We start from the raw sequence: 24,346 nt of genomic DNA, 5'->3' as shown, positions 1-24,346 counted from the left end.
GCGCTCACTGCGTGTCGTCGGCAGCGTTCCCGGCTGGCATTGCGTCAGCCGGTCTCGATTGAGCCTGCTCGGTCGGGCGCCGGTCGGCTGGCTGGGTCGGCTTCGTTGTCGTACTGACGGGGTCGGCAGGAGACTCGGATGGCGGCGTGCCGTCGCCGTGCTGAATCCTGACCGTTGCCGTCATGCCGGCGCTGAGCAGCGTCTCGTCCGGAATGTCGTCCAGGGTAATGCGAACCGGAATGCGCTGTGCCAGTCGCACCCAGTTGAAGGTTGGCTGCACTTGCGGCAACAGCTGGTTGTTGAGGCTGGTATTGGTATCGGCGATCCCCCGGCCGATGCCGGCGACATGTCCATGCAGATGGGTATCGCCATTCATCAGGATGACCTCCGCGGGATCGCCGACATCGATGGAGGACATCTTGGTCTCTTCGAAATAGCCCATGACGTAATAGGAGTTCGACTGCACCAGCGCCATCACCGGCGTGCCTCGACTGACATAGTTGCCGGCCGACAGCTGCAGGTTGAGCACATGGCCGCTGACCGGCGCGACGACGCGGGTACGCTCCAGGTCGATTCTGGCGCTGGCGAGATCGGCCTGAGCCTGCTTCAGATCGGCGGCGGCAACCCGGCTGTTGATCTGGGCGATCTGGCGATCCTCGGCGCTGATCGAGCGGTTGCTCAACTGATTGCGTCGCTGGGCTTCCGTCTGGCGCAGCTTCAACGTGGCCTCGCGATTTTCGACCGTCGCCTGCGCCTGATCCAGTGCCGCCTGATAACGCGCCTTGTCGATCTCGAACAGCGTATCGCCCTTGGCGACGAAGTCGGTGTCGTTGACGTTGAGCGTGCGTACCCAGCCGGAGACGTCCGGCGCAATCGTGATCACTTCCGCGCGCACGCGGGCATCCCGCGTCCAGGGGGTGAAAAGATAGTAGTTCCAAAGCCAGATGCCGGCGGCCACGGCGATCGCGACGACGACGAGGGTCATGAGGATACGTAGCGAATTGCGCATCAAGTACTCTCGAGCAGGACGGAAAACAGAAAGGTAATGCCGGCAGTGAACAGCACGAACAGCGAGACGTCGAACCAGGCTTCATACCACAAGGCGCGCTGCCCGATCACCCAATGCAGCAGCGAGCGAAGGAAGAGGGTAGCGATGAAGCCAAAGAAGGCATAAATCAGCAGTGGACTGAGAAAGATCCCGCCAACGGCAATTTCCTGTAGACCCATATCTTCCCTGTCAGCCGAGTCGTGATTCGACAAGCGATCAATGTTAGCACGCTATTTAAGTCACTGTCAGACACGCGGCGCTGGAGCCGCCGCGTCTTTCCTGCAGTCTAACCGGAAAAGCCGGAATTCGCGTACCTGGCCCGTGTGAAGGAAAGGGCCGTCAGTGGCGCGCAGGGTAGGTATCGAAGGAGCGGGTATTGAAGGGGCGAGTGGGGGCGTTCATTCGGGATGGTAACGGCTCACTTCCAGCCCCGAGCCAACGGGCAACAAGACGCTGCTCATGCCCGGTGTCGCGCGAACGGCGGCGGCGTAGGCGGCCTGCCCCTTGTCTTCACGTCGGGGAATCATGTTGTCGGCAACCACGATGGCACCGGGTGCCAGTTTGCTCCGGAACGCTTCGAAACTGGGCAGGTAGAGATCTTTCCAGTGATCTACCAGCACGAAATCGAAAGGGCCTGCCTCGTCAGCGAGCAACTGCAAGGCATCGCCTACGCGATAGTCGATCCACTTCGCCAGTCCGGCCTGTTCGGCCATGTCCCGCGCATAGGCCGACTTTTCGGCTTCCAGCTCCATGGTAATGACCTGACCACCCGCAGCGCGTGCGGCGTCGGCCAGCCAGATCGTCGAGTATCCCAGCGAGGTGCCCAGCTCGAGGATTTGCGGTGATTCGAGGCTGCGCACCAGCAGGTTGATCAGACGCCCCGATGCGGGGCCGATCGCCATGTGGCGATGTGGGCCGCCTTGCCCGCGCTTTTCCGCCTCGATGCGCTGATGGTAAAGCTCGATGACGCGTCGCATCGCATCGCTCATGTCCATTTCGGGGAATGACATCGTCATTGGGGTGCTCCAGGTGCAGAGAGTGAATGAGGTTCAGCGACCGATGGCCGGGGTTGGCAGCTCCATCGTCTCGCGTTGCCAGGCGGCCGGTATCGATTGGCGCAACTGCTCGATCAGTGCAGTGATCTTCCGGGGCTGGTGGCCATAGGGATAAAGCAGCGTGACCGGTAGCGGCGGCGCCTGCCACTCTTCCAGACACGGCACCAGGGTCCCCGGATGATGGCGCAAGCGGCGCTCGGCCATCCAGTGGGGCATCAGCCCCAACCCCTGGCCACGAGCGATGGCATCGGAATGTAACGCCAGTTGATCGACACGCAGCCGACTGCCGGCCGACGGCAGGTGATAACGGCCCTGGTAGAGATGACTCAGCGTCACGCCGCTTTCGGTATCGCCGAGCAGGTCGACCCAAGCGTGGTTTTTCAGTTCGTGCGGATGGCTAGGCGCGCCCCGATGGCGGAGATACTCGGGATTGGCGTAGATACCGCGCGTGATCCAGCCCAGCACCTCCTGGCGCAGGCCGCATTCCACCACCGCTCCGACCCAAAGGTGAAGGGCGCTGCCGTCCGGTAGCGAAGGGGCCGATCGAAGCGTGCGCACTTCCAGCCTGGCCTTGGGGTGGCGCTCCAGGAAGCGTTCTGCCTGCCTCGCCACGAAACCGCGCGCCAGCGCCGAGTGAACCTTGACGACGACCTCGCCGCTGATTTCCGCCTTCAAGTCGTCCAGCGCCAGATGGCTCTGTTCTGCAATCCGCAACATCTCCCGCGCGTAACCCAGGAAAAGCCCGCCGGCCTCCGTGGGCATCAGACGGTTGGCCTGGCGCCGAAGCAATGGCTGATCCAGCCGGGTTTCCAGATGCGCGATGCGGCGACTCAAGGTCGATTTGGCGACGCCCAGACGGCGAGCGCTCACCGTCAGGCTGCCGGATTCCATCACATCAGCGAAGGTCGCGAGTTCCTCGAGATCGTACATGAATTTCCTGGCAAGCCTGCCCGGTGGCGGGGCGGATTCGGGCGTGAATGAAAATGGTTATCAGAAACTTTAACGGTTTTATCGCCCCGGTGCGATCTTTCCAGCGGTTGCAAAACACGCAACGCACTGTCGCGAGATTTTAGACAGACAGTATGAAAGAATCTAAATGATAAATATTCGTATTAAGATTTTCGGCCGTGCGAGCCGCTTGTTCATTCGGACTCGTCTTATCAAGGGAACCAACAATGACGTTTTCAACGCCATTACGCTTTTCAGCGCTCACACTGGCGGCTGCGGGGGCCGTCGGGTTTGCGAACCATAGCCAGGCCCAGAGCGAGCTGGACCCTATGGTCGTCACGGCCGCGGGCTACGCGCAGCAGGTGACCAGTGCTCCCGCTTCGATCAGTGTGATCTCACGCGAACAGCTCGAGCGCCGTCAGTACCGCGATGTGACCGATGCCCTGGTGGACGTGCCCGGCGTCATCGTGACGGGCGGCGGGTCGGGGGACAACGGCGCCGACATCAGCATCCGTGGTATGCCTGCCGAATATACCTTGATCCTGGTCGATGGCATGCCGGTCAGTACACGTGAATCGCGCCCCAACGGTAGCGCCGGGTTCGAGCAGGATTGGCTGCCGCCGCTCTATGCCATCGAGCGCATCGAGGTGATCCGTGGGCCGATGTCGACGCTCTACGGATCGGATGCCATCGGTGGGGTGATCAACGTCATCACGCGTAAAGTCCAGGACGAATGGCATGCCAATCTGCGGTTGGGAGCGACGATCCAGGAAGATCGGGACTCCGGCGATGCTCAGCAGACCGAATTCTATACCACCGGGCCGCTGGTCGATGATTTGCTCGGGCTGCAGGTCTTCGGCCGCTACAGCACTCGGCAGGAGGACGACATCGTCGACGGCTACGAGGACAAGGAGCTGGTCAACGGCACGGCGCGCGTGACGCTGACGCCGACCCAGAACCATGACTTCATGCTGGAAGCCGGTCGCACCAAGCAGCAGCGCGAGATGAACGTCGGGAAGACCGTCGAAGAGGGCGGTGATCCTAGTGAATCCGATAATGAGACAGAGCGTTACTCGCTGCGTCATGAAGGGCGCTGGGGTATCGGCACCTCGACCACCTACGTACAACAGGAAGAGACCGAAAACGAGGGGCGAGACATCACGGTCAAGAATACCGAGGCCAAGTCGCAGGTGGTGATGCCTTTTCGCTCGCATACGCTGAGCGTGGGCGGCAGCTACTCCAAGGAGGAGCTGGAAGATACCACTACTAATAAGATCTCCGAGCTCTCCGAGCTGGACATGTACCAGTGGGCGCTGTTCATCGAGGACGAGTACTACCTCACCGATACTTTCTCGGTCACCGCCGGCGTGCGCATGGATGACAACGAAGAGTTCGGCAATCACTTCAGTCCGCGTCTCTACGGTGTCTGGAATCCAGCGCCGCTGTGGACAGTGAAGGGTGGCGTCTCGACGGGCTACAAGGCGCCCGGCGTACGCGATCTCTCGCCGGAATGGGGGGCCGTCAGTCGTGGCGGCAATACCTACGGTAACCCGGATCTCGAGCCCGAGACCTCGGTCACCAAGGAGATCGGCCTGCTCTACGGTCGGCCCAGCGGGCTCAATGGCGGGATCACGCTGTTTCGTAACGACTTCGAGGACAAGATCAGCCGGGTTCCCTGTACGGCCGTGGGCGCCCCCTGTGCGTCGGAGCCCGACAACAGCTATGGCCGTAGCCCCACCACCCGCGTCAATATCGACGAGGCTTATACACAGGGGGTCGAGCTGACGCTGGGAAGTCCGCTGAGCGAGACGCTGTCGGCCAAGGCGAGCTACACCTATACCGATTCCGAACAGGAGTCCGGTGAGGCAGAAGGGGAGCAGCTCACGCAGCTGCCCAGGCATCTGCTGAGCACCACCTTGGACTGGGATCCTGCCGGTCGATTCAGCGGCTGGGGTCGCCTGACATTCCGCGGCGATCAGGAAGAGTATGTGGCGTCGGGGCGTTCCGGCTCCACCGATGCCATTCCCTCCTACACATTGGTCGATACGGGCGGGTCCTGGCGAATCGCCCCGCAAGCCAAATTGCTGTTCGGCGTCTACAACGTCTTCGACAAGCGGATCGATTACGACACCTACAGCCTGGTCGAAGACGGTCGTCGCTACTGGCTCGCTATCGATCTCGAAATATGACGCCGCCTGGAAACTATCCACATAGGATCATCCTCTGGGGCAGCGTAAGACATATCCGGCATCGCCATAGGCCGATGCCGGCTTTCTACTCCATGAACTCGCTAGACAGGAAATCATTCATGCAGATTCGTTCTCACTCTCGTGGCGGCGTGCTGTTTTGCGCTGCGATCGCTCTGGCCGCATTGGCACAGGCTGCCCTGATCCCGCAAGCCCAGGCCCGCACGCTGGATACGGCGTACGGCGATGTCAAAATCGATGGCCAGCCCGAGCGCGTGGTGACGCTGTACGAAGGGGCGCTGGATACCGTCCTGACAGCGGGCGTGACGCCGCTGGGGGCGGTGGCGACTCGCGGCGGCGAGGGCGTGGCGAGCTATCTGGGAGAGGCCGCCGCGGATATAGCCATCGTCGGCACCGCACGCGAGACCAACATCGAGGCGGTCATCGCGCAGCGGCCGGATCTGATCCTGGCCTCGTCGCGCCTGCCCGAGTCGCAGTACCAGCTGCTGTCGCAGATAGCGCCGACGGTGGTGCCCAAAACCGAAGGATTCGAGCCGGAAGCCTGGAAGGCCGAAGCACGTCTCTTCGGCGAAGCGCTGGGCCGCGAGGCGGCGATCGATGACGCCATAGAAGCAATTGAAAATCGTTCTCGATCGCTTGCACAACGCCAGCCCAATGGTGACACTACCGCCACGCTGGCGCGCTGGATGCCCAACGGCCCGCTGGTGATGTCGACCCAGCTGTTCGCGACCGGGCTGCTGGCGGCTAGTGGTTTCGATGTGAAGGACGGCGGTGTGGTCAAGACCGGGCGTCCGCACAGCGATTCGCTGAGTCTCGAGAATCTGTCGAGTATCGACAGCGACTGGCTGTTCCTGGCGACGCTGAACGACGACGGCGAAGCAGCGCTGGAATCCGCCCGCCAGTCGCCGGCCTTCGAGCGCCTCGATGTCGTGCAGCAGGGCCATGTGGTGCCGGTGGACGGCCAGCTCTGGACCAGCGCTTCCGGGCCCATCGCCGCGCAGCGCATTCTCGATGATATCGAGGGCGTGTTGACGCAGTGACTACTGATGCCCTGATCCTGGATTCGATTCCATGCCTCGGATTTCATGACGACCTGCCGTGACTGAAACGATTTCCCGTGAGCGCTCGTCTTTTCGTGAACGATCGTCGCTCCTCAATCTGATGCTCGTCCTGCTGGCCAGCCTCCTGCTGGTCGGCGTGACGAGCCTGCTCCTGGGCGCCGGCGACGTTGGCCCGCTCGACGCCTGGTCGGTTCTGACCGGTGGCGGTAGCGACGAGGCGCGTTTCGTCGTCGAGTCGCTACGCTTGCCGCGCACACTGATCGGCGTGGCCGTCGGCATGGCGCTTGGCGTGGCGGGGTCGCTGATCCAGGCAGTCGCCCGTAATCCGCTGGCCGAGCCAGGGCTTCTCGGTGTCAGCGCGGGCAGTGCCCTGGCGGTGGCGATCGCGCTGGTGCTGGGCGCCAGCGCGGCGACGCTGCGAATCTCCGTGGCGCAGCTGGGGGCGCTGGCCGGATGCCTGTTCGTGCTGACGATGGCGCGCGTCAACGGGGTCGGCAACGATCCGGTCAGGCTGGTGCTGGCCGGGGCGATCCTGTCCGGGCTGCTGGGGGCATTGACCTCACTGCTGCTGCTGGTCGACCAGCGCAGTGCCGACGAAATCCGGTTCTGGGTCATCGGCAGCCTGGCCGGGCGTCGGCTCGAGGACCTTCGCGCTATCCTGCCCAGCCTGCTGTTCGCCGGTGTGCTGATCGTCGCCATCGCCCGGCCGTTGGCGGCGCTCGCGCTCGGCGAACGAGTGGCCGTCGGGCTGGGCCATCATCCCCGCTGGATCCGGCTCCTGTGCGTCATCGCGGTGGCGGTACTGGTCGGCGCGGCCACGGCGGTTGCCGGCCCGATCGCTTTCGTGGGGCTGGTGGTGCCGTTCGTCGCCCGGGCGCTGGCCGGTCCCGACATTCGCCGTACCCTGTGGCTGACGCTACCGCTGGGGCCGATCATGATTCTCAGCGCCGACATTCTGGCGCGACTGTTGGTGGCGCCCTCGGAGATGCCGCTGGGTGTGATTACCGCGCTGGTCGGGGCGCCGGTGCTGATCGCTGTCGTCCGTGCCCACCGATTGCCCGCGCTGTGACGCCTGATGAAGACTCGTACCCTGACACCGCCCGCCTGCCCGATGAATCGTCCTGATGCCGGCGTGACGCCTCCGCCCGGCTCGTGGCGCCTGAGCTGGGCGCTCGGCGAGCGCGACTATTCGATCCTGATCGAGCGTCGCGCCTGCTTCGTCTGCCTCGGCTTGCTGGCTGCGCTGCTGGCCGTTTCGCTTCTGTCGCTATGCCTGGGCACGCTGACGTTGAGCCCGCGGGAGGCGCTGGCCGGCGTCTTCGGTTACGGCGATCCGGTCAGCGCTTTCGTCGTCCAGGAGCTGCGTCTGGTGCGATTGGCCGCGGGTGTCGCGACCGGCGCGGCGTTTTCGCTCTCCGGCTGCCTGATGCAGACGCTGGCCCGCAACCGTCTGGCCACGCCCGGGATCGTCGGCATCGACAACGGCGCCACGGCCTTTGCCGTTGCCTCGGTCGTGGGGCTCGGCACGAGCCTGGCGCCGCCGCCGATGGCGCTGGCGGGGGCCGCCACGGCGACGGCCATCACCTTTGCGCTGGCCAATGACGTCGGGACGCGCGGCTATCGCTTCATCGTGACGGGGATCGGGGTCGGCGCGGTCTTCGGGGCGTTGACGCAACTGCTAATGGCGCGGGTCGCCATCGACACCGCCAACGCCGCTTATCCCTGGACCGTCGGCAGTCTCAACGCCCGCGACGGTGCCGCGCTGGTCTGGCTCTGGTGCGGTCTGGCGATCGGCCTCGTGGTGGCGTGCTATCTCTCCCGGGCGATGCGGATACTGCGCTTTTCGGACGCCGTGGCCCAGGGGCTGGGCTACCGCGTGCGCGCCTGTCGTTACACGGCGCTGGTGGTGTCGGTGGCGCTCGCAGCACTGGCGGTCGCGGTCGCTGGCCCGGTCGGGCTGGTCGGGTTGATCGGCCCGGAAATCGCCCGCCAGCTCTCTTCGCACCGGGGCGTTTCGCTGATCGCTTCGGCACTCTCCGGGGCGATCGTGATGGTCGCCGCGGATCTGGTCGGGCGGTTACTGCTGGCGCCGATCGAAGTGCCCGTCGGTATCGTGACCGCGATCGTCGGGGCACCGTTTCTTCTGTGGATACTGTTACGTCCTGCACCGAGGTTCCAGTCATGAACTCGTTTGCCGCTATCTCGTCCGATGCGTCACTGTCGAATGCGTCGCCCTCGAACGTGTCGCCGGACGTCGCACCGCCCCTGGCCGCGCGCCAGCTCTCGTTGAGCTACGGGCGGGGCAGCGCGCGGCGCACGGTGATCGATGCGCTCGATCTCGAGCTCCCTGCCGGGCAGGTGACGGCGATCGTCGGCCCCAACGGCTGCGGAAAGTCGACGCTACTGGCGAGTCTGGCGCGTCTGCATGTGCCGGATCAGGGCGCGGTGCTGCTCGACGGTCACGATATCCAGCGTCTGCCGGCGCGCGAGATGGCGCAGCGGCTGGCACTGCTGCCGCAGGAAACTCACGCGCCGGAAGGCCTGACCGTCGCCGAGCTGATCCGCTTCGGACGGCAGCCGCATCAAAGTCTGTTCAAGCAGTGGTCGAGGGACGACCGGCGCGTGGTCGACGAAGCGCTGGCGGCGGCGGATCTGCACGCGCTCGCCGACCGGCCTCTGGATGCCATGTCCGGCGGTCAGCGCCAGCGCGCCTGGATCGCCATGGCGATCGCCCAGCAGACACCGCTGCTGCTGCTCGACGAACCGACTTCCGCGCTCGATCTCGGCCATCAGCTGGAAGTGTTCGAACTGATCCGGGACCTGGCCGCGGCGGGCAAGACGCTGGCGATGGTGGTGCACGATCTGGTCAGCGCGTGCCGCTTTGCCGACTACCTGGTGGCGATGCTGGACGGCAGGATCGTCGCTGCCGGCAGGCCGAGCGACGTGGTGACGACGGCGCTGGTTCGTGATCTCTACGGCGTGGAATGTACCTTGATGCAGGATCCGGCCACCGGCAGCCCGCTCCTGACCAACATCCGCTCGGCTCGCCACTCGCGAGGCTAGGGTGGCGTTGGCTCAGGCGTTGGCGTCTTCGACCAGCACGCGGGAAAACTTGACGATCTCATCGCGGCGATCGGCCCAGCCCAGATGCTGCCAGAAGCGGTGAGCCTCGTGATTGTCCGCCAGGGTATCGAGATGCACCTTCTCGATGCCCGCCGCCAGCAGCGCGGCCAGGCAATGATCGACCATCGCCCGGGCGAGCCCCAGCTGGCGATAATCCGGATCGACCATGACGTGTTGCAGATAGCCGCGGCGGCCGTCGTGGCCTGCCATGGCGCAACCCACGATGCTTTCCCCGCTGGCCGGGCGCGCCACGAAGCTCAATCCTGGATTTCGCTCCAGATAGCGTTGCGTGGCCGCGTAGCCATCGGCGGTTCTGAGCACCACGCCCGGCGTGCGCAGCATCATCGCGGTGAAATCCGCATGATCGTCGAGTGTCATGGGCAGGATATCGGGAAAGGCAGGGTGACTCATGAAACGGGCCTCGGCTTGCGTTGACGGCGAAAACGGATGTTGATGACGGCCAACCCGGCGATGACCATGGCCCCGCCCGCGACCTTGTTGATTCCCAGCGGATCGTCGAGCAGCCAGACGCCGAGAATGACGGCGAACACCGGCATCAGCAGCGTCAATGGCACCACGCGGCTGACCGGATGCTTCTGCAGCAACCGGTACCATAACCCGTAAGCGGCGATCGAGGACATCAAGGCGGTATACACCACCGCGCCCCAGCCGGCCCAACTGGCCTGGTGAAGCGCCAGCCACTGGTCGTCCTCGAAGATCCAGCTGCCCAGCGCGACCAGGGGAATCGCGAACAGCGAGATCCAGCCGGTCATGGTCAGCGGCGCGATGGGTGGGGAGAGCTTGATGATCATGGTCGAGACCGCCCAGAAAAAGGCGCTGGCGAGCAGCAGGGCGGTGGCAGCGGGTGGCGGCAGCGACGGGCCGCCGGCCAGCACCACGACGCCACCGAAGGCGAGGATCAGGCCGACGACCCGGCGGGGCCCCAGCTTCTCCTTGAGGAACATCGCCGCCAGCAGAGTGGCGAACGGAGTACCCATCTGGACCAGAAGCGCACCGGTACCGGCCTCCGATTGCTGGAGTCCGAGAAACAGCAGCGGGAAGTGCAGGCCGCCGAAGGTGACCGCCAGCAGCAGGATCCAGGGGAGTTGTTGGCGCGAGATCCGGGTAAACGGTACGACCAGCACCGCGACCAGCATGAAGCGCAGGACCGTCACCAGCAGCGGCGGCAAATCCTCGACCCCGAGCTTGATCACGATGATGTTGAAGGCCCAGATGGCGATGATGCCGAGACCGATCAGTAAATCCTTGAGGGGCACGCGCGGTACTCATCGTTGAAAGACGTTGTCGAAAGGCGTCGTTGGAGACGTTACCGAATGGCGCCGATACCCCATTGTCTCAGCGACTCGGGCGAGAGCAAGGTTATTTTGAGATGTCACGCGGCCGGGCGTGAAACGCCGACAGGTCTCGGCGTGCCATCGCTGGAACCGCGGGCGATGTCCGGTTGCCGGCGGCTAACTCGGCGTCCCGTTATCCGAGGAATGCGCTACCATGCGTCAACGTCTTCCGAAGGATGACGCCCCGATTTCGTCATCATCGCCACCGAGAGCCCGGAACATGTTCAAGGGAATCGCCTTCTGCGTCTGTTTTCTCGTCGTCCAACTGTTCGCGCTGTCCTACATCGACCATCGGGTCGGCCAGGGTGAATCCGCCACGCGTCAGACGGCCACGGCGCAGAACGGCTCGCGCCAGCGCGAGTCCGGGACGGAGGAACAGGCGTGACGATATGGTTTCAGAGTGAGGGGCGCGGCATGCCGCCGGCGGGAGCGGCTGCATGTATTCACTGATTCAGCAGGCGGTCGATACGCTGAGCTACTTCGGGCTGGTGCTGCTGATGTTCGCGGAGAACCTGTTCCCGCCCATTCCCTCCGAACTGATCATGCCGCTGGCGGGTTACCTGTCGAGCCAGGGTAAGCTTTCGCTGATCGGCGCGATCGTGGCGGGCACGGTCGGCTCGGTGCTGGGGGCACTGCCGTTCTACGGCGTCGCTCGCTGGTTCGGCCATGACCGGATGTCCGCTTTCGTCGAGCGCCACGGCCACTGGCTGGCGCTATCGCGGCGGGACCTGGATCGCGCCGATCGCATCTTCAAGCGCCACGGCGACTGGATCATCCTGTTCGGCCGGCTGGTGCCCGGTGTGCGGTCGCTGATTTCGTTGCCGGCCGGGGTCTACGCCATGCCGATCGGGCGCTTTTTGCTGCTCACCGCGTCGGGCAGCGCGATCTGGAGCGCCTTCCTGGCCGTAGCCGGCTATCAGCTGGCCGAGAATTTCCGCGCGCTGGAGGCCTATATCGGCCCGGCGTCGAAGCTGGTGCTGGGGCTGCTGGTGCTGGCCTGGCTCTATCATATCGGTAAGCATTACTGGCGCCGTCGCTACGGGTGAGGCGGCGCCGCAACGGCGAGGAGGAAGGGCATGCTGGCGAGGGTTCGGGCCTGTGGAGTATGGGTGTTGTGCGCGCTCTTCGCGGTACCGGCATGGGCGGAGACGTTGCCGCGCCAGACGGTGATCCTCGACGACGGCCGGCATGAGCATACGCTGCATGTCGAGGTGGCGCGGACGGCATCCGAGCGTGCGCGTGGGCTCATGGAGCGCGAGTCGCTGGCGGAGAACGCGGGCATGCTGTTTCTCTACGACCGCGAGCAGCCGGGCAGCAACGCCTACTGGATGTACAAGACCAGAATCCCGCTGGATATCGCCTTCATCGGCGGTGACGGCGTGATCCGCTCGCTCAGGACGATGCCTCCCTGCCATGCGACCTCATCTCGCGACTGCCCCGTCTATCCGGCAGGCGCGCCGTTTTGGGCTGCGCTCGAGGCCAATGCCGGCTACTTCGACGCCCATGACCTGGCCGTGGGAGATCGAGTCGATCTCTCCTCCTGGCTGGCGCCGTGACGGCATTCGTGTCCGGCATGAGGCATGCCGATCATGAAGGCATTTGAGCCGGGAAGGGCCGCTTTAGGCGACGAAAGCGGGCGATGGATGCGGTGATGGCGCATCATCGGGGGAAACGGACGGCGGACACGTTACCTCGCGGTTTTGCCCGGCTCGAACTCACTATATGATGGCGCGCCGTCAGGGATAAGATATGTTGCAATAGGCAAGTCCACGGGCACGGTGCGATTCGAATCACACCCTGACGCACGCCGGCCAGCCTGTCGTCTTCGCGGTCGGGAAACCGATCAACACAATAAACGGGAAAATCTTCGAGGTATGCGCATGAAACGCCATGCATTAACCGCAGCCGTTCTCTCCTCCGCCCTGATGGGTGCCGCATCGATCTCCACGCCGGCCATGGCTCAGGAGCAGCAGTACATCACCATCGGCACTGGTGGCCAGACCGGCGTTTATTACGTCGTCGGCCAGTCCGTCTGCCGGATGGTCAACCGCAGTGCCGAAGAGAGCGGCATTCGCTGCAACGCACCGTCCACCGGTGGTTCCGTTGCCAACGTCAACGGCATCAAGTCCGGCGAGCTGAACATGGGTGTCGCCCAGTCCGACGTCCAGTACAACGCCTACAACGGCGAAGCGCAGTTCGACCAGCCGATGGAGAACCTGCGTTCGGTCTTCTCGCTGCATGGCGAGCCGCTCACCATCCTGGCGCGCGAAGATGCCAACATCCATTCCGTGCAGGACCTGAAAGGCAAGCGCGTGAACATCGGTAACCCGGGTTCCGGCCAGCGCGCCACCATGGAAGTGCTGATGGACGCGGAAGGCTGGGACACCAGCGTGTTCTCGCTCTCTTCCGAGCTGGGCGCCGCCGAGATGGCTTCCGCGCTGGCGGACAACAACATCGACGCCATGGCGTACGTCGTCGGTCACCCCAACGGCGCGATCCAGGAAGCGACCACCACCGTCGCCTCCAACCTGGTGCCGCTGAACGACGAGGCCGTCAAAGGACTGGTCGAGAAGTTCCCCTACTACAGCATGTCCACCATTCCCGGCGGCATGTACGAGGGTAACCCGGACGACGTCGAGACCTTCGGTGTGCGCGCGACCTTCGTCACGTCTGCCGACGTCGACGACGAAGTCGTCTACCAGACCGTCAAGGCCGTATTCGACAACTTCGACCGCTTCAAGCGTCTGCACCCGGCATTCGCCAACCTGACGCCGGAAGACATGATCAGCCAGGGGCTCTCCGCACCGCTGCATGAAGGCGCCAAGCGCTACTACAAAGAGCAGGGCTGGCTGTAATCGCCCACGGCGTCATTCCTGACGGAATGCGTTAATCTTCGGCGCGGCGGTTGGTTGCAACCGCCGCGCCGTTGGATCGATACCTTGCGACATCGACCGTCGCATCGAGTCAAGCGCGGAACGCGGACGCGAAGCGTAGCGATTCATTCGCGCAGGCGATTACTCAGTGTTTGCTCAGAAGTTGTCTGCAACACGGGCGAGTCTCCGGCTTCCCGCCGTATGGCCGGGTACCGCTCTTCTGAAGGCACCTTCTCAAGTCAGGATCTGCTCATGACGGATAACAAGGCTTCTGGCCCCGATCAGGCCAAGCTGGACGAACTGGCTGCGACCGACACCGGTGGTCGCAAGCTGACCGGAACGCCCAACCGCATCCTGCTGGGTGTGGCGGCGCTGTGGTCGCTGTTTCAGCTCTGGATCGCTTCGCCGCTACCCTTCATCGTCGGGTTCGGTGTCTTCAGCGCCACCGAGGCGCGCTCCATCCATCTGGCGTTCGCCGTTTTCCTCGCCTTCATGGCCTATCCGGCGTTCAAGCGCTCTCCGCGCGAACGCATGCCGATTCTCGACTGGGCCATGGCCCTCGTGGCGGCGTTCTGTGCCTCCTACCTCTACTTTTTCTATGCCCAGCTTTCCCAGCGTCCCGGCGCGCCGATTCTGCAGGACGTGATCGTCGGCGTGGTGGGGATCGTGCTGCTGCTCGAGGCGACACGTCGCGCGCTCGGCCCGCCGCTGATGATCATCGCGCTGATCTTTCTGGTCTACTCGCTGGCCGGACCGTACATGCCGGGCATGCTGGCCCACCGTGGCGTGAGCTTTTCCGGACTGGTCAACCATCAATGGCTGACCACGCAGGGGGTGTTCGGCATCGCGCTGGGGGTCTCCACCAGTTTCGTGTTCCTGTTCGTGCTGTTCGGTGCGCTGCTCGACAAGGCCGGGGCGGGCAACTATTTCATCAAGGTGGCGTTCTCGCTGCTGGGGCACTATCGCGGTGGCCCGGCCAAGGCCGCCGTGGTCTCTTCCGGCCTTACCGGCCTGATTTCCGGTTCCTCGATTGCCAATACGGTCACCACCGGCACCTTTACCATCCCGATGATGAAGCGCGTCGGCTTCAGCGCGACCAAGGCCGGTGCGGTGGAAGTCTCTTCGTCCGTCAACGGTCAGATCATGCCGCCGGTGATGGGCGCGGCAGCGTTCCTGATGGTGGAATACGTCGGTATTCCCTACATCGAGGTGATCAAGCACGCGTTCCTGCCGGCGGTGATCTCCTATATCGCGCTGCTCTACATCGTCCATCTCGAAGCGCTGAAGGCGGGCATGCAGGGCTTGCCCAGCGGTAACCCGCAGCGGCCGTGGCTCAACAAGATTCTCGGCTTCCTGACCGGCCTGGTCGGCATCATGGCGATGGCGTTCGCGGTCTATTACGGCATCGGCTGGCTCAAGCCGGCCTTGGGAGAGGCAGCGCCCTGGGTCATCGCGCTGGGTGTCGGTGCGATCTACATCGCGCTGATGAAGATCGGTTCCCGCTATCCCGAGCTGGAAGTGGACGATCCCTCGCAGGAGATCACTCAACTGCCGCGCACCCGGCCGACCGTCATGGTGGGGCTGCATTACATCCTGCCGGTGGTGGTGCTGGTGTGGTGTCTGATGGTGGAGCGTCTGTCGCCGGGGCTGTCGGCGTTCTGGGCGACCGCCTTCATGATCTTCATCATCCTGACCCAGCGGCCGATCGATGCCTTCTTCCGCGGCAAAAGCGATCTGGCCAACGACATCAAGCGCGGCGGCATGGATCTGTGGGACGGGCTGATCGATGGTGCTCGCAACATGATCGGCATCGGTATCGCCACGGCCACCGCCGGCATCATCGTCGGCGCCGTGGCACAGACCGGCGTCGGCCTGGTGCTGGCGGATCTGGTCGAGACCCTGTCGATGGGCAACCTGCTGCTGATGCTGCTGCTCACCGGCGTGCTCAGTCTGATCCTGGGCATGGGGCTGCCGACGACCGCCAACTACATCGTGGTGTCGGCGCTGCTGGCGCCGGTCATCGTCCAGTTGGGGGAACAGAACGGGCTGATCGTGCCGCTGATCGCCGTCCACCTGTTCGTGTTCTACTTCGGCATCATGGCCGACGTGACGCCGCCGGTGGGGCTAGCCTCGTTCGCGGCGGCGGCGATCTCCGGCGCCGATCCGATCCGGACCGGCTTCCAGGCGTTCTACTACAGCCTGCGGACAGCGGCGCTGCCGTTCCTGTTCATCTTCAACACCGACCTGCTGCTGATCAACGTCGACTGGATCCACGGGATCCTCATCTTCGTCGTGGCGACGGTGGCGATGCTGATCTTCGCGGCCGCGACCCAGGGCTTCATGCTGGTCAGAAGTCGCTGGTACGAAAGCCTGCTGCTGCTGCTGGTCGCCTTCTCGCTGTTCCGTCCGGGCTTCTGGATGGACATGGTCGACGCCCCCTACGAGGAGGTGCCGCCGGCGCAGTTCGAGCAGGCGCTGGGAGAGATCGGACCCAATGAGCACCTGATGACGCGCATCGATGGTCTCGACGCCTACGGCGCGCCCACCAGCTTCGTGATCCAGGTGCCGGCGACGGAAGGCGACACCGGTGCCGAGCGGCTCTCGAGCCTGGGCCTGCATCTGATGCGGGAAGATGGCAAGACGCTGGTGGACATGACCGACTTCGGTAGCCAGGCGGAAAAGCTGGGCTTCGATTTCGACCAGGAGATCGTCTCGGTGCGTATCCCCACGTCCCAACTGCCGAAAGAGCTGATGTGGATCCCGGCGCTTTTGCTGTTCGGATTGGTGGTGGCGCTCCAGCGACGTCGGCGCGGATCTAGGGCCAACAAGCCCCAGCAGGTCGCGGCAACCTGACGTAGCATTAAAGGCGTGGCAACATGACGGTCGTCTCCTCGGAGACGGCCGTTTTTCGTCCCCGCGATGTCTCGCGCTGCCTCCGCCGCGCGATCCCGTCGCGACCCTGAGCGAGATGACCTGAGCGAGGTGAGCGTGAGCTTCCCCGACGCGTCTATCGATTATCGTCGGCATCCGGAATGCTACCGGATCGGCCATGGCGAGCGCGGTGTGTTCCATGTCCAGCCCTACAAGGATGAGCTGCTTCCGCTGTGGGCCATCCGCAACGAGGCGGACGCCAGGCAGGCCGTCGCCGAACTGCACGCGCGCTATTGCGACTATCGCGAACGAGGCGATTTCGTGGGCATGGACATGGCGCGGAAATACCTGCAGATGGGCTATACCCGCGCACGGCGCTATGCGTGCTATCCCGGCGGGCGTAAGAAGGACGCCCAGGGTCGCCAGCGCCAACCGCGAAACGCCGATGCCGAGAAAGCTCGCATCGCCGAGTGCTATCGCGAAAGGCTGGATCGCGTTCGGGCCGACGAGGCCTACCAACAGGCCAAGCGCGAGCATCAGCGTCGTCTGAAATCCAGGCGCTGATCGCCGAATCAAAAGATCAATGTTGTGACAGGAGCCTTTCATGCCAGCGCTTGCTGCCATTCATCATTATCCGATCAAATCCACGGCCGGCTCGTCGCTGCAGCGCGCTCGGGTCGAGGAAGAGGGCCTGGTCGGCGATCGCCGCTTCATGGTGGTCAAGCCCGACGGCACCTTCCTCACGGCGCGGACGCATCCCCAGCTGCAACGGGTGCGGGCGCAGTTCGATGGCGAGCGTCTGACAGTGACCCACGGCACGCTGCCGCCGGTGGATGTGGCGCGCCAGGAGTTCTCCGGGCAGCCGTTCGATACCCAGGTGTGGGCCGATCCTTTCAGTGCGACCACCACGCATGCCTCTCTCGACGACTGGTTCAGCGAGGCCGCGGGCGAGCCCGCACGGCTGCTGTGGCTGGGGGAGCGATCGCCGCGCTATCGGCAGTCGATCGGGGTGAGGGTCAGCTTCGCCGACGGCTATCCGCTGCTGCTGATCTCCGAGGCCTCGCTGGAGGATCTCAACGCCCGCACCGACGGGACGCATGTGATGGCGCAGTTCCGGCCCAATCTCGTCGCGACCGGCACCGAGCCCTACGCCGAGGATGGCTGGAAACGCATCCGGATAGGCGAGGTGACGTTTCGGGTCGATGCGCCATGCTCTCGCTGTGCCATGGTGACGGTCGACCCTTCCAGGGGCGAAAAGCGGGCCGACAAGGAGCCGCTGAAGACCCTGGCGGGCTATCGCCGAGGCGAGAAGGGCAAGGTCTATTTCGGTCAGAATCTCGTGGCGGAGAATAGCGGTGACATCAGCGTGAACGACCCGATCGAGGTGCTGGAATCGTCGCTGTGACATGAACCGAGCATGAACGTCATCGGCGGGTAACGTTCATGCTCGTCGAGCCCTCTCGGCAGCATGAAAGGGTTCATCTTCACGCAAGGTTGTCGTGCCTTCTGTTACATTAGATTTTATTAAATTTCTGATGTTTCTCGACTTTCTTTTCCCTCCCTGAAGCCGGCTGTCATGCAGAGTTCATGAACACGATCGACGAAGGGCGGAAGGCCAGATTTTACGTTTCTTGACACTCGTCGGCTGTCGACCAAGTCGCGAAAAATCGCGATTTCGTGATCCGCTTCGGACCCGCCTGCATCAACACTCCATCACGTAGCCTTACAAAATTTGCAGCCTGCAAAGCGGTTTTTGCTTGCCCGATCCTGCCTTTCCGCCGTACGACTGGAAGCGAAGTCTGCGCCTTTCGTCTCATGCTCGAGTCGTTAGCCAACGATGACGACGGCCAGGCCGACATCACCGCCGGAAAGTCGAGTTCGGACGCCGAAACGACCGCGTGGAAGCCGAGCTCGTCGATCGTCGCTATCCATATCGCCACTACACAGAACGCCACCGCACAAGGAGTGCTGCCATGCAATTCTTCGACCGTCTGCTACTCGAGAATCGGGCCTGGGCCGACGACATGAAGGCCTCCGATCCCGACCTGTTCGAACGTCTGCACCAGGGGCAGTCGCCCGCCGCGCTGTGGATCGGCTGCTGCGACAGTCGGGTGCCGGCGGAGCAGATCTGCAATGCCAGGCCCGGAGAGCTCTTCATCCATCGCAATATTGCCAACCTGGTGCATGAAGACGATGCCAACGTGTCGAGCGTGCTCGAGTACGCGATCAACGCGCTGAAGGTGGACCACATCATCGTCTGCGGGCACCGCGGCTGTGGCGGCATCCAGGCAGCGGTGAGCGGCGGCGACGCCCTTCGGACGCTGCCCCATGTCGACAGGCATCTGGGGCAGGTCAAGCAACTGGTCGCCGAGCGGGACGCCGAGCTCGCGCAGTTCTCGCAACTCGGCGACAAGGTCGACCATCTGGTCGAGCTCAATGTGATCGCGCAGATTGAACGGCTTGCCGGCCTGAAACTGATCACCGGGAGCTGGCAGGCGCGGCGGGCGCCAAGCCTGCATGGCTGGGTCTACGATCTGGCGAGCGGACACCTGGAGGAAGTCTATCGTCGCGAGGTCGAGGGCGCGGAAGACGGGCTCGACGAACAGCGCTGGCAGCGTGTGGCGGCCGGTTAGAAGCTGATCTTCGAGAGCAACCAAAAGCAATAGGCCACGCCATTTCCACGCTGTGACTCAAGGATCCGAGGACACGACAATGACGGCATCGAGACAGACGACATCGACCCAGAAGACATCGAGACAGACGACGCCTGCGGCGTCGGCCGCTCACGACGGCTCCGATACCTTCCGTGACACCAGTCCCGACAGCCCCGATACCTTCTCGCTTCGACATCTCTCCCGCGATATCCCGGCGGGCATCGTGGTCTTCCTGGTGGCGATCCCGCTCTGCCTGGGGATCGCGCTGGCCTCCGGCGCGCCGCCCATTGCGGGACTCGTCGCCGGCATGGTGGGCGGCCTGGTGGTAACGATGTTCAGCGGCTCGGCGCTCAGTGTCAGCGGCCCGGCGGCGGGGCTGACCGTGATCGTGCTGGACGCGATCGAGCAACTGGGCAGCTTCGCTGCGTTCCTGATCGCGGTGATACTCGCCGGCGTGCTGCAGCTGCTGATGGGTGTGTTCAAGCTGGGGCGGATCGGTGCCTTCGTGCCGACTTCGGTGATCAAGGGCATGCTGGCGGGGATCGGCCTGATTCTGGTGCTGGGGCAGTTCCCGATGGCGCTGGGGCATCCGCTGGACGAGATGCCGTCGCTCGCCGACCCGGTTGCGCTGTTCAGTGGCATCTCGCCGCTGGCGACCGGGATTGCGCTGTTCAGTCTGGGCCTGCTGATACTCTGGGAGCAGCCGATGATCAAACGCCATCGCGTGCTGGCTCTGATCCCGGGGCCACTGCTGGTGGTGCTCGGCAGCGTCGCGATCGATCGCCTGGTCGGCGGTGCGATGCCTGGCTGGGCGCTGAGTGCCGGGCACCATATCGACCTGGGCGGGCTATCCGGGCCGACGGAACTGATCGGGCAGATGACACGTCCTGACATCGGCGCGCTGGCCAACCCGGCGGTCTATACGGTCGCGATTACCATCGCCATCATCGCCAGTCTCGAGACCCTGCTGAGCCTGGAGGCCATCGACAAGCTCGATCCTCTCAAGCGCCACTCGCCACCGCATCGCGAGCTGAAGGCGCAGGGTATCGGCAATATGGTCTGCGGGCTGGTGGGGGCACTGCCGGTAACGGCGGTGATCGTGCGCAGCTCCGCCAATGCCAACGCGGGTGGCCGCACCCGGCTGTCGAGCCTGATCCACGGCAGCCTGCTGCTGGTGAGCGTGGCGTTCCTCGCCATGTGGCTGGAGCTGATTCCGCTGGCGACGCTGGCGGCGATCCTGCTGCATACCGGCTACAAGCTGGCCAGGCCGGCGCTGTTCCTCGATCAGTATCGCGAAGGCATGCGCCGTTTCATCCCGTTCACCGTCACGGTGATCACGATTCTGGCTACCGATCTGCTGATGGGCGTGCTTGTGGGGCTAGTGTGCAGTCTCTACTTCCTGCTGCAGTCGGGTTACCGCTCGGCAATCGCCTGCACCCGGCGCGGCGATCACGTGCTGCTCAAGTTCCAGCAGGATGTCTCATTTCTCAACCGCGAAGAGATGCGTCAGTGTCTCGATACCGTGCCGGACAACGGCGAGCTGATCATCGACGCTATCGGTGCCAACTACATCGATCCGGATATTCGCGAGGATATCGATCGTTTCGTCGAGCATGCCGCGGCCAGGGGGATCGTGGTCGAACTACGCGATGTCGAAGGGAGGACCGGCACGTTCGGCGATGTCGAAGCGCTACCGGGTATCGCTCGCGCCGGTTGATGGAGACCCGATGACAATCCATGGCGGTCGCCATGCCCATCGAACCGTGGCAACCAGCATATTCGATCGGCATGGCGCCGTATCACGAGCGGGATTCCGAGAAACGGGTGTCGCAGTCGTCGGCGCCCAGCTGCGTGACCTCTCGTGGCGCGCCCTGATCGTCGAGCAGGACCTGACCGATACCGGCCCGGTTCCACAGGCGCTCGCCTTTCGAGGCCCGTTCGGGATAGTAGGGATCCACCGCCATGCGACGCCGCTTGGTGAGCCAGTTGAGCGGTGACCAGGGCGCGTAGAGCCAGCGATTGAGGCGGTCGAACCAGTCGAGCAGGGTGTCGGGGAAGGTGTTCTTGAGGCCACTGCTGGTGATCTGCCACATGCGAGGGCTGTTGCGATGCTGGCGAATGGTGATCGCGTAGACGAAGGAGTAGTGCACGTCGCCGGAGAGAATCACGTAACGCTGGGGCGTGCGGCTATGGCGCAGGATGTTGAGCATGGTATGAGCCGCACCGGGGTGCGCCATCCAGTTCTCCGCGTCGACCAGCAACGGCTTGCCGAACCAGGTGAAGACGCGCTGGATGCCTTCGATCAGCTTGACCCCGAAGATCGGCGCCGGAGAGACGATGATCACCGAAGGTTCCTCGAGCAGTTCCTGCTGGAATTCGCTCAACGCTTCCCAGTCCATCAGGCCCGAGGGGTGGTGCCGGCGACGTTCGCTACGCCAGCGCCGTGTGCGTGTATCCAGCACCACCAGGCGCGGCGTCGAGTCGAGGGTGTAGCCCCAGCCGGTGAAGCCCAGCAGGTGGGTCACGAGCCGGTTGTGCGTCTCGCAATCGAGCCGGCCGTCATGGCTGGCCGAGTCGAGCCATTCGCGGCTGGCGGCCAGCGGCTCGGCCAGGCCGTCGGGGTCGTTGCCCCATCCCTGACACAGCAGGTACGCGATCAGCGCGTTACCCACGATCCGGCGCGAGAACGGATGCTCATAGACCGCGGCTTCCCAGGCGGCGGAGAGATTCCAGTCGTCGGTGACGTCATGGTCATCGAAGATCATCAGCGTGGGAAGGTGGGCGAACAGGCGCGCCACGTTTGGCAGCCCAGCGACGAAAGCATCGATGTGGCGCTGTTCGGCGCGGTAGCGGTCCTGCTCCTCGGCGGCGAGTTGGGGAATTTCCACCTCGATCAGCCGCCACGGTGTCGGTGACCACACCAGTAGATACATCGCCAGCAGCTCGGCGAAGGTGATCAGGTGATTTTCCGCGCTGGCGGTGGTGAAGATCGGCTTGCGTACGCCGCCGAAGAATTTCTCGCGCAGGGCTTCGGTGGAGCGGATCGCCGGCAGCAGATCGTCGCGATGATAGTAGGTCTCGTCGCGGGCGTAGAGCTCGCTGCCGCTGGCGATCTCCGTTCCCTCCAGGCACTCGTCGTAAAGGCCCAGTCTCGCAATCAGCGCATGAATGGCGGCGAGCATCGGCCCGGCCACGTCGTCGGCATAGATTTGATCGCCGGTCATCAGTAGCGCTGCCGGCCGCGCGGCGCTGTCGGCGTGGCGCTCGCTCAGCCAGCGATCGGCGCGCACCAGGCCATCGGGGCTGGCGTGATGCGGCTTGCGGCAGGAGCCGTGGAGCAGATTGTCGTAGCGCGAACGCAGCACCAGCGTAGGCAGTGGCTCACCGTCGTAGCAAAGGGCCTCGCCCCAATCCCGCATCGAGCACCAGCCGGTGCCTTTCCCTTCCTCATTCACTCCCCCTGCGGCATTCACACGATAGGCGAGGTCGTAGGCGATGCGGACATCCCGGGGCAGGGCATCGCCGAGCGGCAGGTCGATCAGGTGAAGGTGAGCGTGATGACCGACCGCCAGGCGAGTCGTCGCCGACTCGAGATCGTGGTGCTGCGAGAGGTCATCGGCAGATAGCGTCAACTGGAGTTCGATCGGGCGCGAAGCGATCAGCCACATCACCAGTCGCTGCGGCATGGCGCGACGGAGCATTGGCCCGGCCAGGATGTCGGGAAGATCGTCTGACAAATGTCGTTCCTGATACGTCGGTGAACTACGCTCTGTCGGAAAAATGGCTGCGCTTGGCGGCTTTCAGCCAGATTTCAGGCAGAGCTCAAGCATACTTCAGTCGCGACGTTCAGCCCACGCTCTGCCGTGGACAATCCGTCTCGCCGGCATCCACCGGCATTCAACGTCGGCGCTTGAGCGTCCTGTCGATCACGTCCAGCCCGGGCACGTACTGGCCGCGAGCTGCCTGCATGGCGCGCGCCAGGGCCTGTTCGGCAACCCGGTCGTGATCCTGGGGGAGCGAGTTGACCTTGCACGGCAGGAAATCGAGCAGCCGATCGTCACCGAATGTCGCCAGATGCAACTCGGCGGGCGGCGCACCGTGTTCGAGCAGGACGTCGAGCAGCCCGTCCATTAGCGTGTAGGAGGCGGTGACGATGGCATCCGGCAAACCGCCCTCGTCCAGCAGGCGGCGCATCAGCGCTGCGCCGCTGTCACGATCGTAGCGTTCACCGCTGAAGCAGCGCGGGCGACACCGGGGCCTGTCGACCAGGGCGTCCAGAAAGCCGCGCCGTCGTTCGGTGCTGATCGACAGATTCGGCACCGCGTCCAGCCACACCACGTCCGACACGTCGTCGGCCAGCACCGAACGGGTCAGCATTTCCCCGGCAGCGCGACCGTTGGTGACGATGTTGACGAATCGCTCGGGGTCCAGCGGGCGGTCGATGGCGATCACCGGCAATCCCTGGGCCGACAGTTCGATATAGAAAGCGTCCTCGGGGCTCAGGCTGCTGGCGACCAGCAGCACGTCGCAACGCTGGGCGCGCAGCGACTTCGCGACTTCACGCTCGCTTTGCGGATCGTCGTCGGAACCGGCGATCAGCAGTTGATAGCCCTGCTGGCGCGCGCCGTGTTCGAGCCGCTTGGCCAGGCGTGCGTAGCTGCCGTTTTCCAGGTCCGGCACGATCAGGCCCAGCGTCCGGCTGTCGCCGCCGCGCAGGGCCGCCGCCTGGGCATCGATCCGGTAATCGTGGGCATTGGCGATGGCCAGCACGCGGGCTACCGTGGCCTCGCTGATGCGACGCGTCCTGGCCTGGCCGTTGAGCACATAGCTGGCGGTGGTGCGAGAAACGCCGGCCAGTCGGGCGATATCGGCAAGCTTCATGCAAGGCTCCTGCAACGTTCATGATCGACGATGACGCGTCCGCACGGTTGGGAACGATACCGCGTCGGGCCGCCCCGGCCCAGCCTGATTTTACGCTCGGCGCTATCCGGCCCGCTCCGTCGCAGAGAACTGTGGCGAAGATCTGAGGCGAAGGTCTGCTGCGAAGGTCTAGCTTGTCAAACGGCCGACGAACGGAGAGCATGTCGACACGACAGGTGACACGATTCAGCAAAAAGTTGGAACATCCGATGTCCTGGTGGTATCGGAAGC

General features: G+C 64.1%; 22 protein-coding genes. 14 read left to right on the top strand and 8 right to left on the bottom strand.

Annotation, left to right across the window (positions count from 1 at the left end):
- Positions 1 to 4: 4 nt before the first annotated feature.
- From CCD76_RS04390 to CCD76_RS04375, 4 genes are all read right to left on the bottom strand, one after another.
- A complete protein-coding gene (locus CCD76_RS04390) occupies positions 5 to 1,009 on the bottom strand; it encodes an efflux RND transporter periplasmic adaptor subunit (protein WP_087718308.1) in 1,005 nt (334 codons plus the stop codon).
- A complete protein-coding gene (locus tag CCD76_RS04385; RefSeq protein WP_087718307.1) occupies positions 1,009 to 1,227 on the bottom strand; it encodes a DUF1656 domain-containing protein in 219 nt (72 codons plus the stop codon). Before CCD76_RS04385 ends, CCD76_RS04390 begins: the two co-directional genes overlap by 1 nt.
- Positions 1,228 to 1,446: 219 nt before the next feature.
- Positions 1,447 to 2,064, bottom strand: coding sequence for an O-methyltransferase (locus CCD76_RS04380; RefSeq protein WP_218776953.1), 618 nt, complete (start codon positions 2,062 to 2,064; stop codon positions 1,447 to 1,449).
- Positions 2,065 to 2,097: 33 nt separating this feature from the next.
- Positions 2,098 to 3,033, bottom strand: coding sequence for a LysR family transcriptional regulator (locus tag CCD76_RS04375; protein ID WP_087718306.1), 936 nt, complete (start codon positions 3,031 to 3,033; stop codon positions 2,098 to 2,100).
- 245 nt (positions 3,034 to 3,278) lie between these two features.
- On the opposite strand from CCD76_RS04375, the gene CCD76_RS04370 reads away from it, so the two are divergent.
- From CCD76_RS04370 to CCD76_RS04350, 5 genes are all read left to right on the top strand, one after another.
- The gene (locus CCD76_RS04370) at positions 3,279 to 5,240 is read left to right on the top strand and encodes a TonB-dependent receptor domain-containing protein (protein ID WP_087718305.1); all 1,962 of its coding nucleotides are present in this window, start codon (positions 3,279 to 3,281) and stop codon (positions 5,238 to 5,240) included.
- Positions 5,241 to 5,359: 119 nt separating this feature from the next.
- Entirely contained in the window at positions 5,360 to 6,298 is a 939-nt protein-coding gene (locus CCD76_RS04365) for an ABC transporter substrate-binding protein (RefSeq protein ID WP_087718304.1), read from the top strand.
- A 121-nt stretch (positions 6,299 to 6,419) separates the two neighbouring features.
- Positions 6,420 to 7,388, top strand: a complete 969-nt coding sequence (locus CCD76_RS04360; protein ID WP_087718303.1) for a FecCD family ABC transporter permease — start codon at positions 6,420 to 6,422, stop codon at positions 7,386 to 7,388.
- A gap of 6 nt (positions 7,389 to 7,394) precedes the next feature.
- Positions 7,395 to 8,504 (top strand): FecCD family ABC transporter permease, encoded by a 1,110-nt coding sequence (locus tag CCD76_RS04355; protein WP_087718302.1) that lies wholly within the window; start codon positions 7,395 to 7,397, stop codon positions 8,502 to 8,504.
- Positions 8,501 to 9,382, top strand: a complete 882-nt coding sequence (locus CCD76_RS04350) for an ABC transporter ATP-binding protein (RefSeq protein ID WP_087718301.1) — start codon at positions 8,501 to 8,503, stop codon at positions 9,380 to 9,382. Before CCD76_RS04355 ends, CCD76_RS04350 begins: the two co-directional genes overlap by 4 nt.
- Positions 9,383 to 9,394: 12 nt before the next feature.
- Here the strand turns inward: CCD76_RS04350 and CCD76_RS04345 are convergent, their stop codons facing one another.
- Positions 9,395 to 9,853 (bottom strand): GNAT family N-acetyltransferase, encoded by a 459-nt coding sequence (locus CCD76_RS04345; protein ID WP_218776952.1) that lies wholly within the window; start codon positions 9,851 to 9,853, stop codon positions 9,395 to 9,397.
- Entirely contained in the window at positions 9,850 to 10,719 is an 870-nt protein-coding gene (locus tag CCD76_RS04340) for a DMT family transporter (protein WP_087718300.1), read from the bottom strand. Before CCD76_RS04340 ends, CCD76_RS04345 begins: the two co-directional genes overlap by 4 nt.
- A 232-nt stretch (positions 10,720 to 10,951) precedes the next feature.
- Between CCD76_RS04340 and CCD76_RS19665 the strand changes: the two genes are divergently transcribed.
- The 9 genes from CCD76_RS19665 (at position 10,952) to CCD76_RS04295 (ending at position 20,912) form a co-directional block, all read left to right on the top strand.
- Positions 10,952 to 11,182 (top strand): hypothetical protein, encoded by a 231-nt coding sequence (locus tag CCD76_RS19665; protein WP_143543249.1) that lies wholly within the window; start codon positions 10,952 to 10,954, stop codon positions 11,180 to 11,182.
- A 52-nt stretch (positions 11,183 to 11,234) separates the two neighbouring features.
- Positions 11,235 to 11,843, top strand: a complete 609-nt coding sequence (locus CCD76_RS04335) for a DedA family protein (protein ID WP_087718299.1) — start codon at positions 11,235 to 11,237, stop codon at positions 11,841 to 11,843.
- 30 nt (positions 11,844 to 11,873) lie between these two features.
- Entirely contained in the window at positions 11,874 to 12,353 is a 480-nt protein-coding gene (locus CCD76_RS04330; RefSeq protein WP_087718298.1) for a DUF192 domain-containing protein, read from the top strand.
- Positions 12,354 to 12,677: 324 nt separating this feature from the next.
- The gene (locus CCD76_RS04325; protein ID WP_087718340.1) at positions 12,678 to 13,652 is read left to right on the top strand and encodes a TAXI family TRAP transporter solute-binding subunit; all 975 of its coding nucleotides are present in this window, start codon (positions 12,678 to 12,680) and stop codon (positions 13,650 to 13,652) included.
- Positions 13,653 to 13,922: 270 nt separating this feature from the next.
- Positions 13,923 to 16,523 carry a TRAP transporter permease gene (locus CCD76_RS04320; RefSeq protein ID WP_087718297.1) on the top strand — a complete coding sequence of 867 codons (2,601 nt, stop codon included), beginning with the start codon at positions 13,923 to 13,925 and terminating at the stop codon, positions 16,521 to 16,523.
- Positions 16,524 to 16,658: 135 nt separating this feature from the next.
- On the top strand, positions 16,659 to 17,105 hold the full coding sequence (locus tag CCD76_RS04315) for a DUF4385 domain-containing protein (protein WP_256961100.1): 447 nt from the start codon (positions 16,659 to 16,661) through the stop codon (positions 17,103 to 17,105).
- 40 nt (positions 17,106 to 17,145) lie between these two features.
- A complete protein-coding gene (locus CCD76_RS04310) occupies positions 17,146 to 17,946 on the top strand; it encodes an MOSC domain-containing protein (RefSeq protein ID WP_087718295.1) in 801 nt (266 codons plus the stop codon).
- A gap of 568 nt (positions 17,947 to 18,514) precedes the next feature.
- Positions 18,515 to 19,174 carry a carbonic anhydrase gene (locus CCD76_RS04300; protein WP_087718293.1) on the top strand — a complete coding sequence of 220 codons (660 nt, stop codon included), beginning with the start codon at positions 18,515 to 18,517 and terminating at the stop codon, positions 19,172 to 19,174.
- A 79-nt stretch (positions 19,175 to 19,253) separates the two neighbouring features.
- Positions 19,254 to 20,912 (top strand): SulP family inorganic anion transporter, encoded by a 1,659-nt coding sequence (locus tag CCD76_RS04295; RefSeq protein WP_087718292.1) that lies wholly within the window; start codon positions 19,254 to 19,256, stop codon positions 20,910 to 20,912.
- 82 nt (positions 20,913 to 20,994) lie between these two features.
- Here the strand turns inward: CCD76_RS04295 and CCD76_RS04290 are convergent, their stop codons facing one another.
- Both CCD76_RS04290 and cra read right to left on the bottom strand, forming a co-directional pair.
- Positions 20,995 to 22,896 carry a hypothetical protein gene (locus tag CCD76_RS04290; protein WP_087718339.1) on the bottom strand — a complete coding sequence of 634 codons (1,902 nt, stop codon included), beginning with the start codon at positions 22,894 to 22,896 and terminating at the stop codon, positions 20,995 to 20,997.
- Between the two features lie 196 nt (positions 22,897 to 23,092).
- The gene (cra, locus tag CCD76_RS04285) at positions 23,093 to 24,076 is read right to left on the bottom strand and encodes a catabolite repressor/activator (protein ID WP_087718291.1); all 984 of its coding nucleotides are present in this window, start codon (positions 24,074 to 24,076) and stop codon (positions 23,093 to 23,095) included.
- Between the last annotated feature and the right edge of the window lie 270 nt (positions 24,077 to 24,346).

Source organism: Salinicola salarius (genome assembly GCF_002179555.1).
Lineage (GTDB): Bacteria > Pseudomonadota > Gammaproteobacteria > Pseudomonadales > Halomonadaceae > Salinicola > Salinicola salarius_A.
This window is presented reverse-complemented; position numbering and strand designations above follow the sequence as displayed.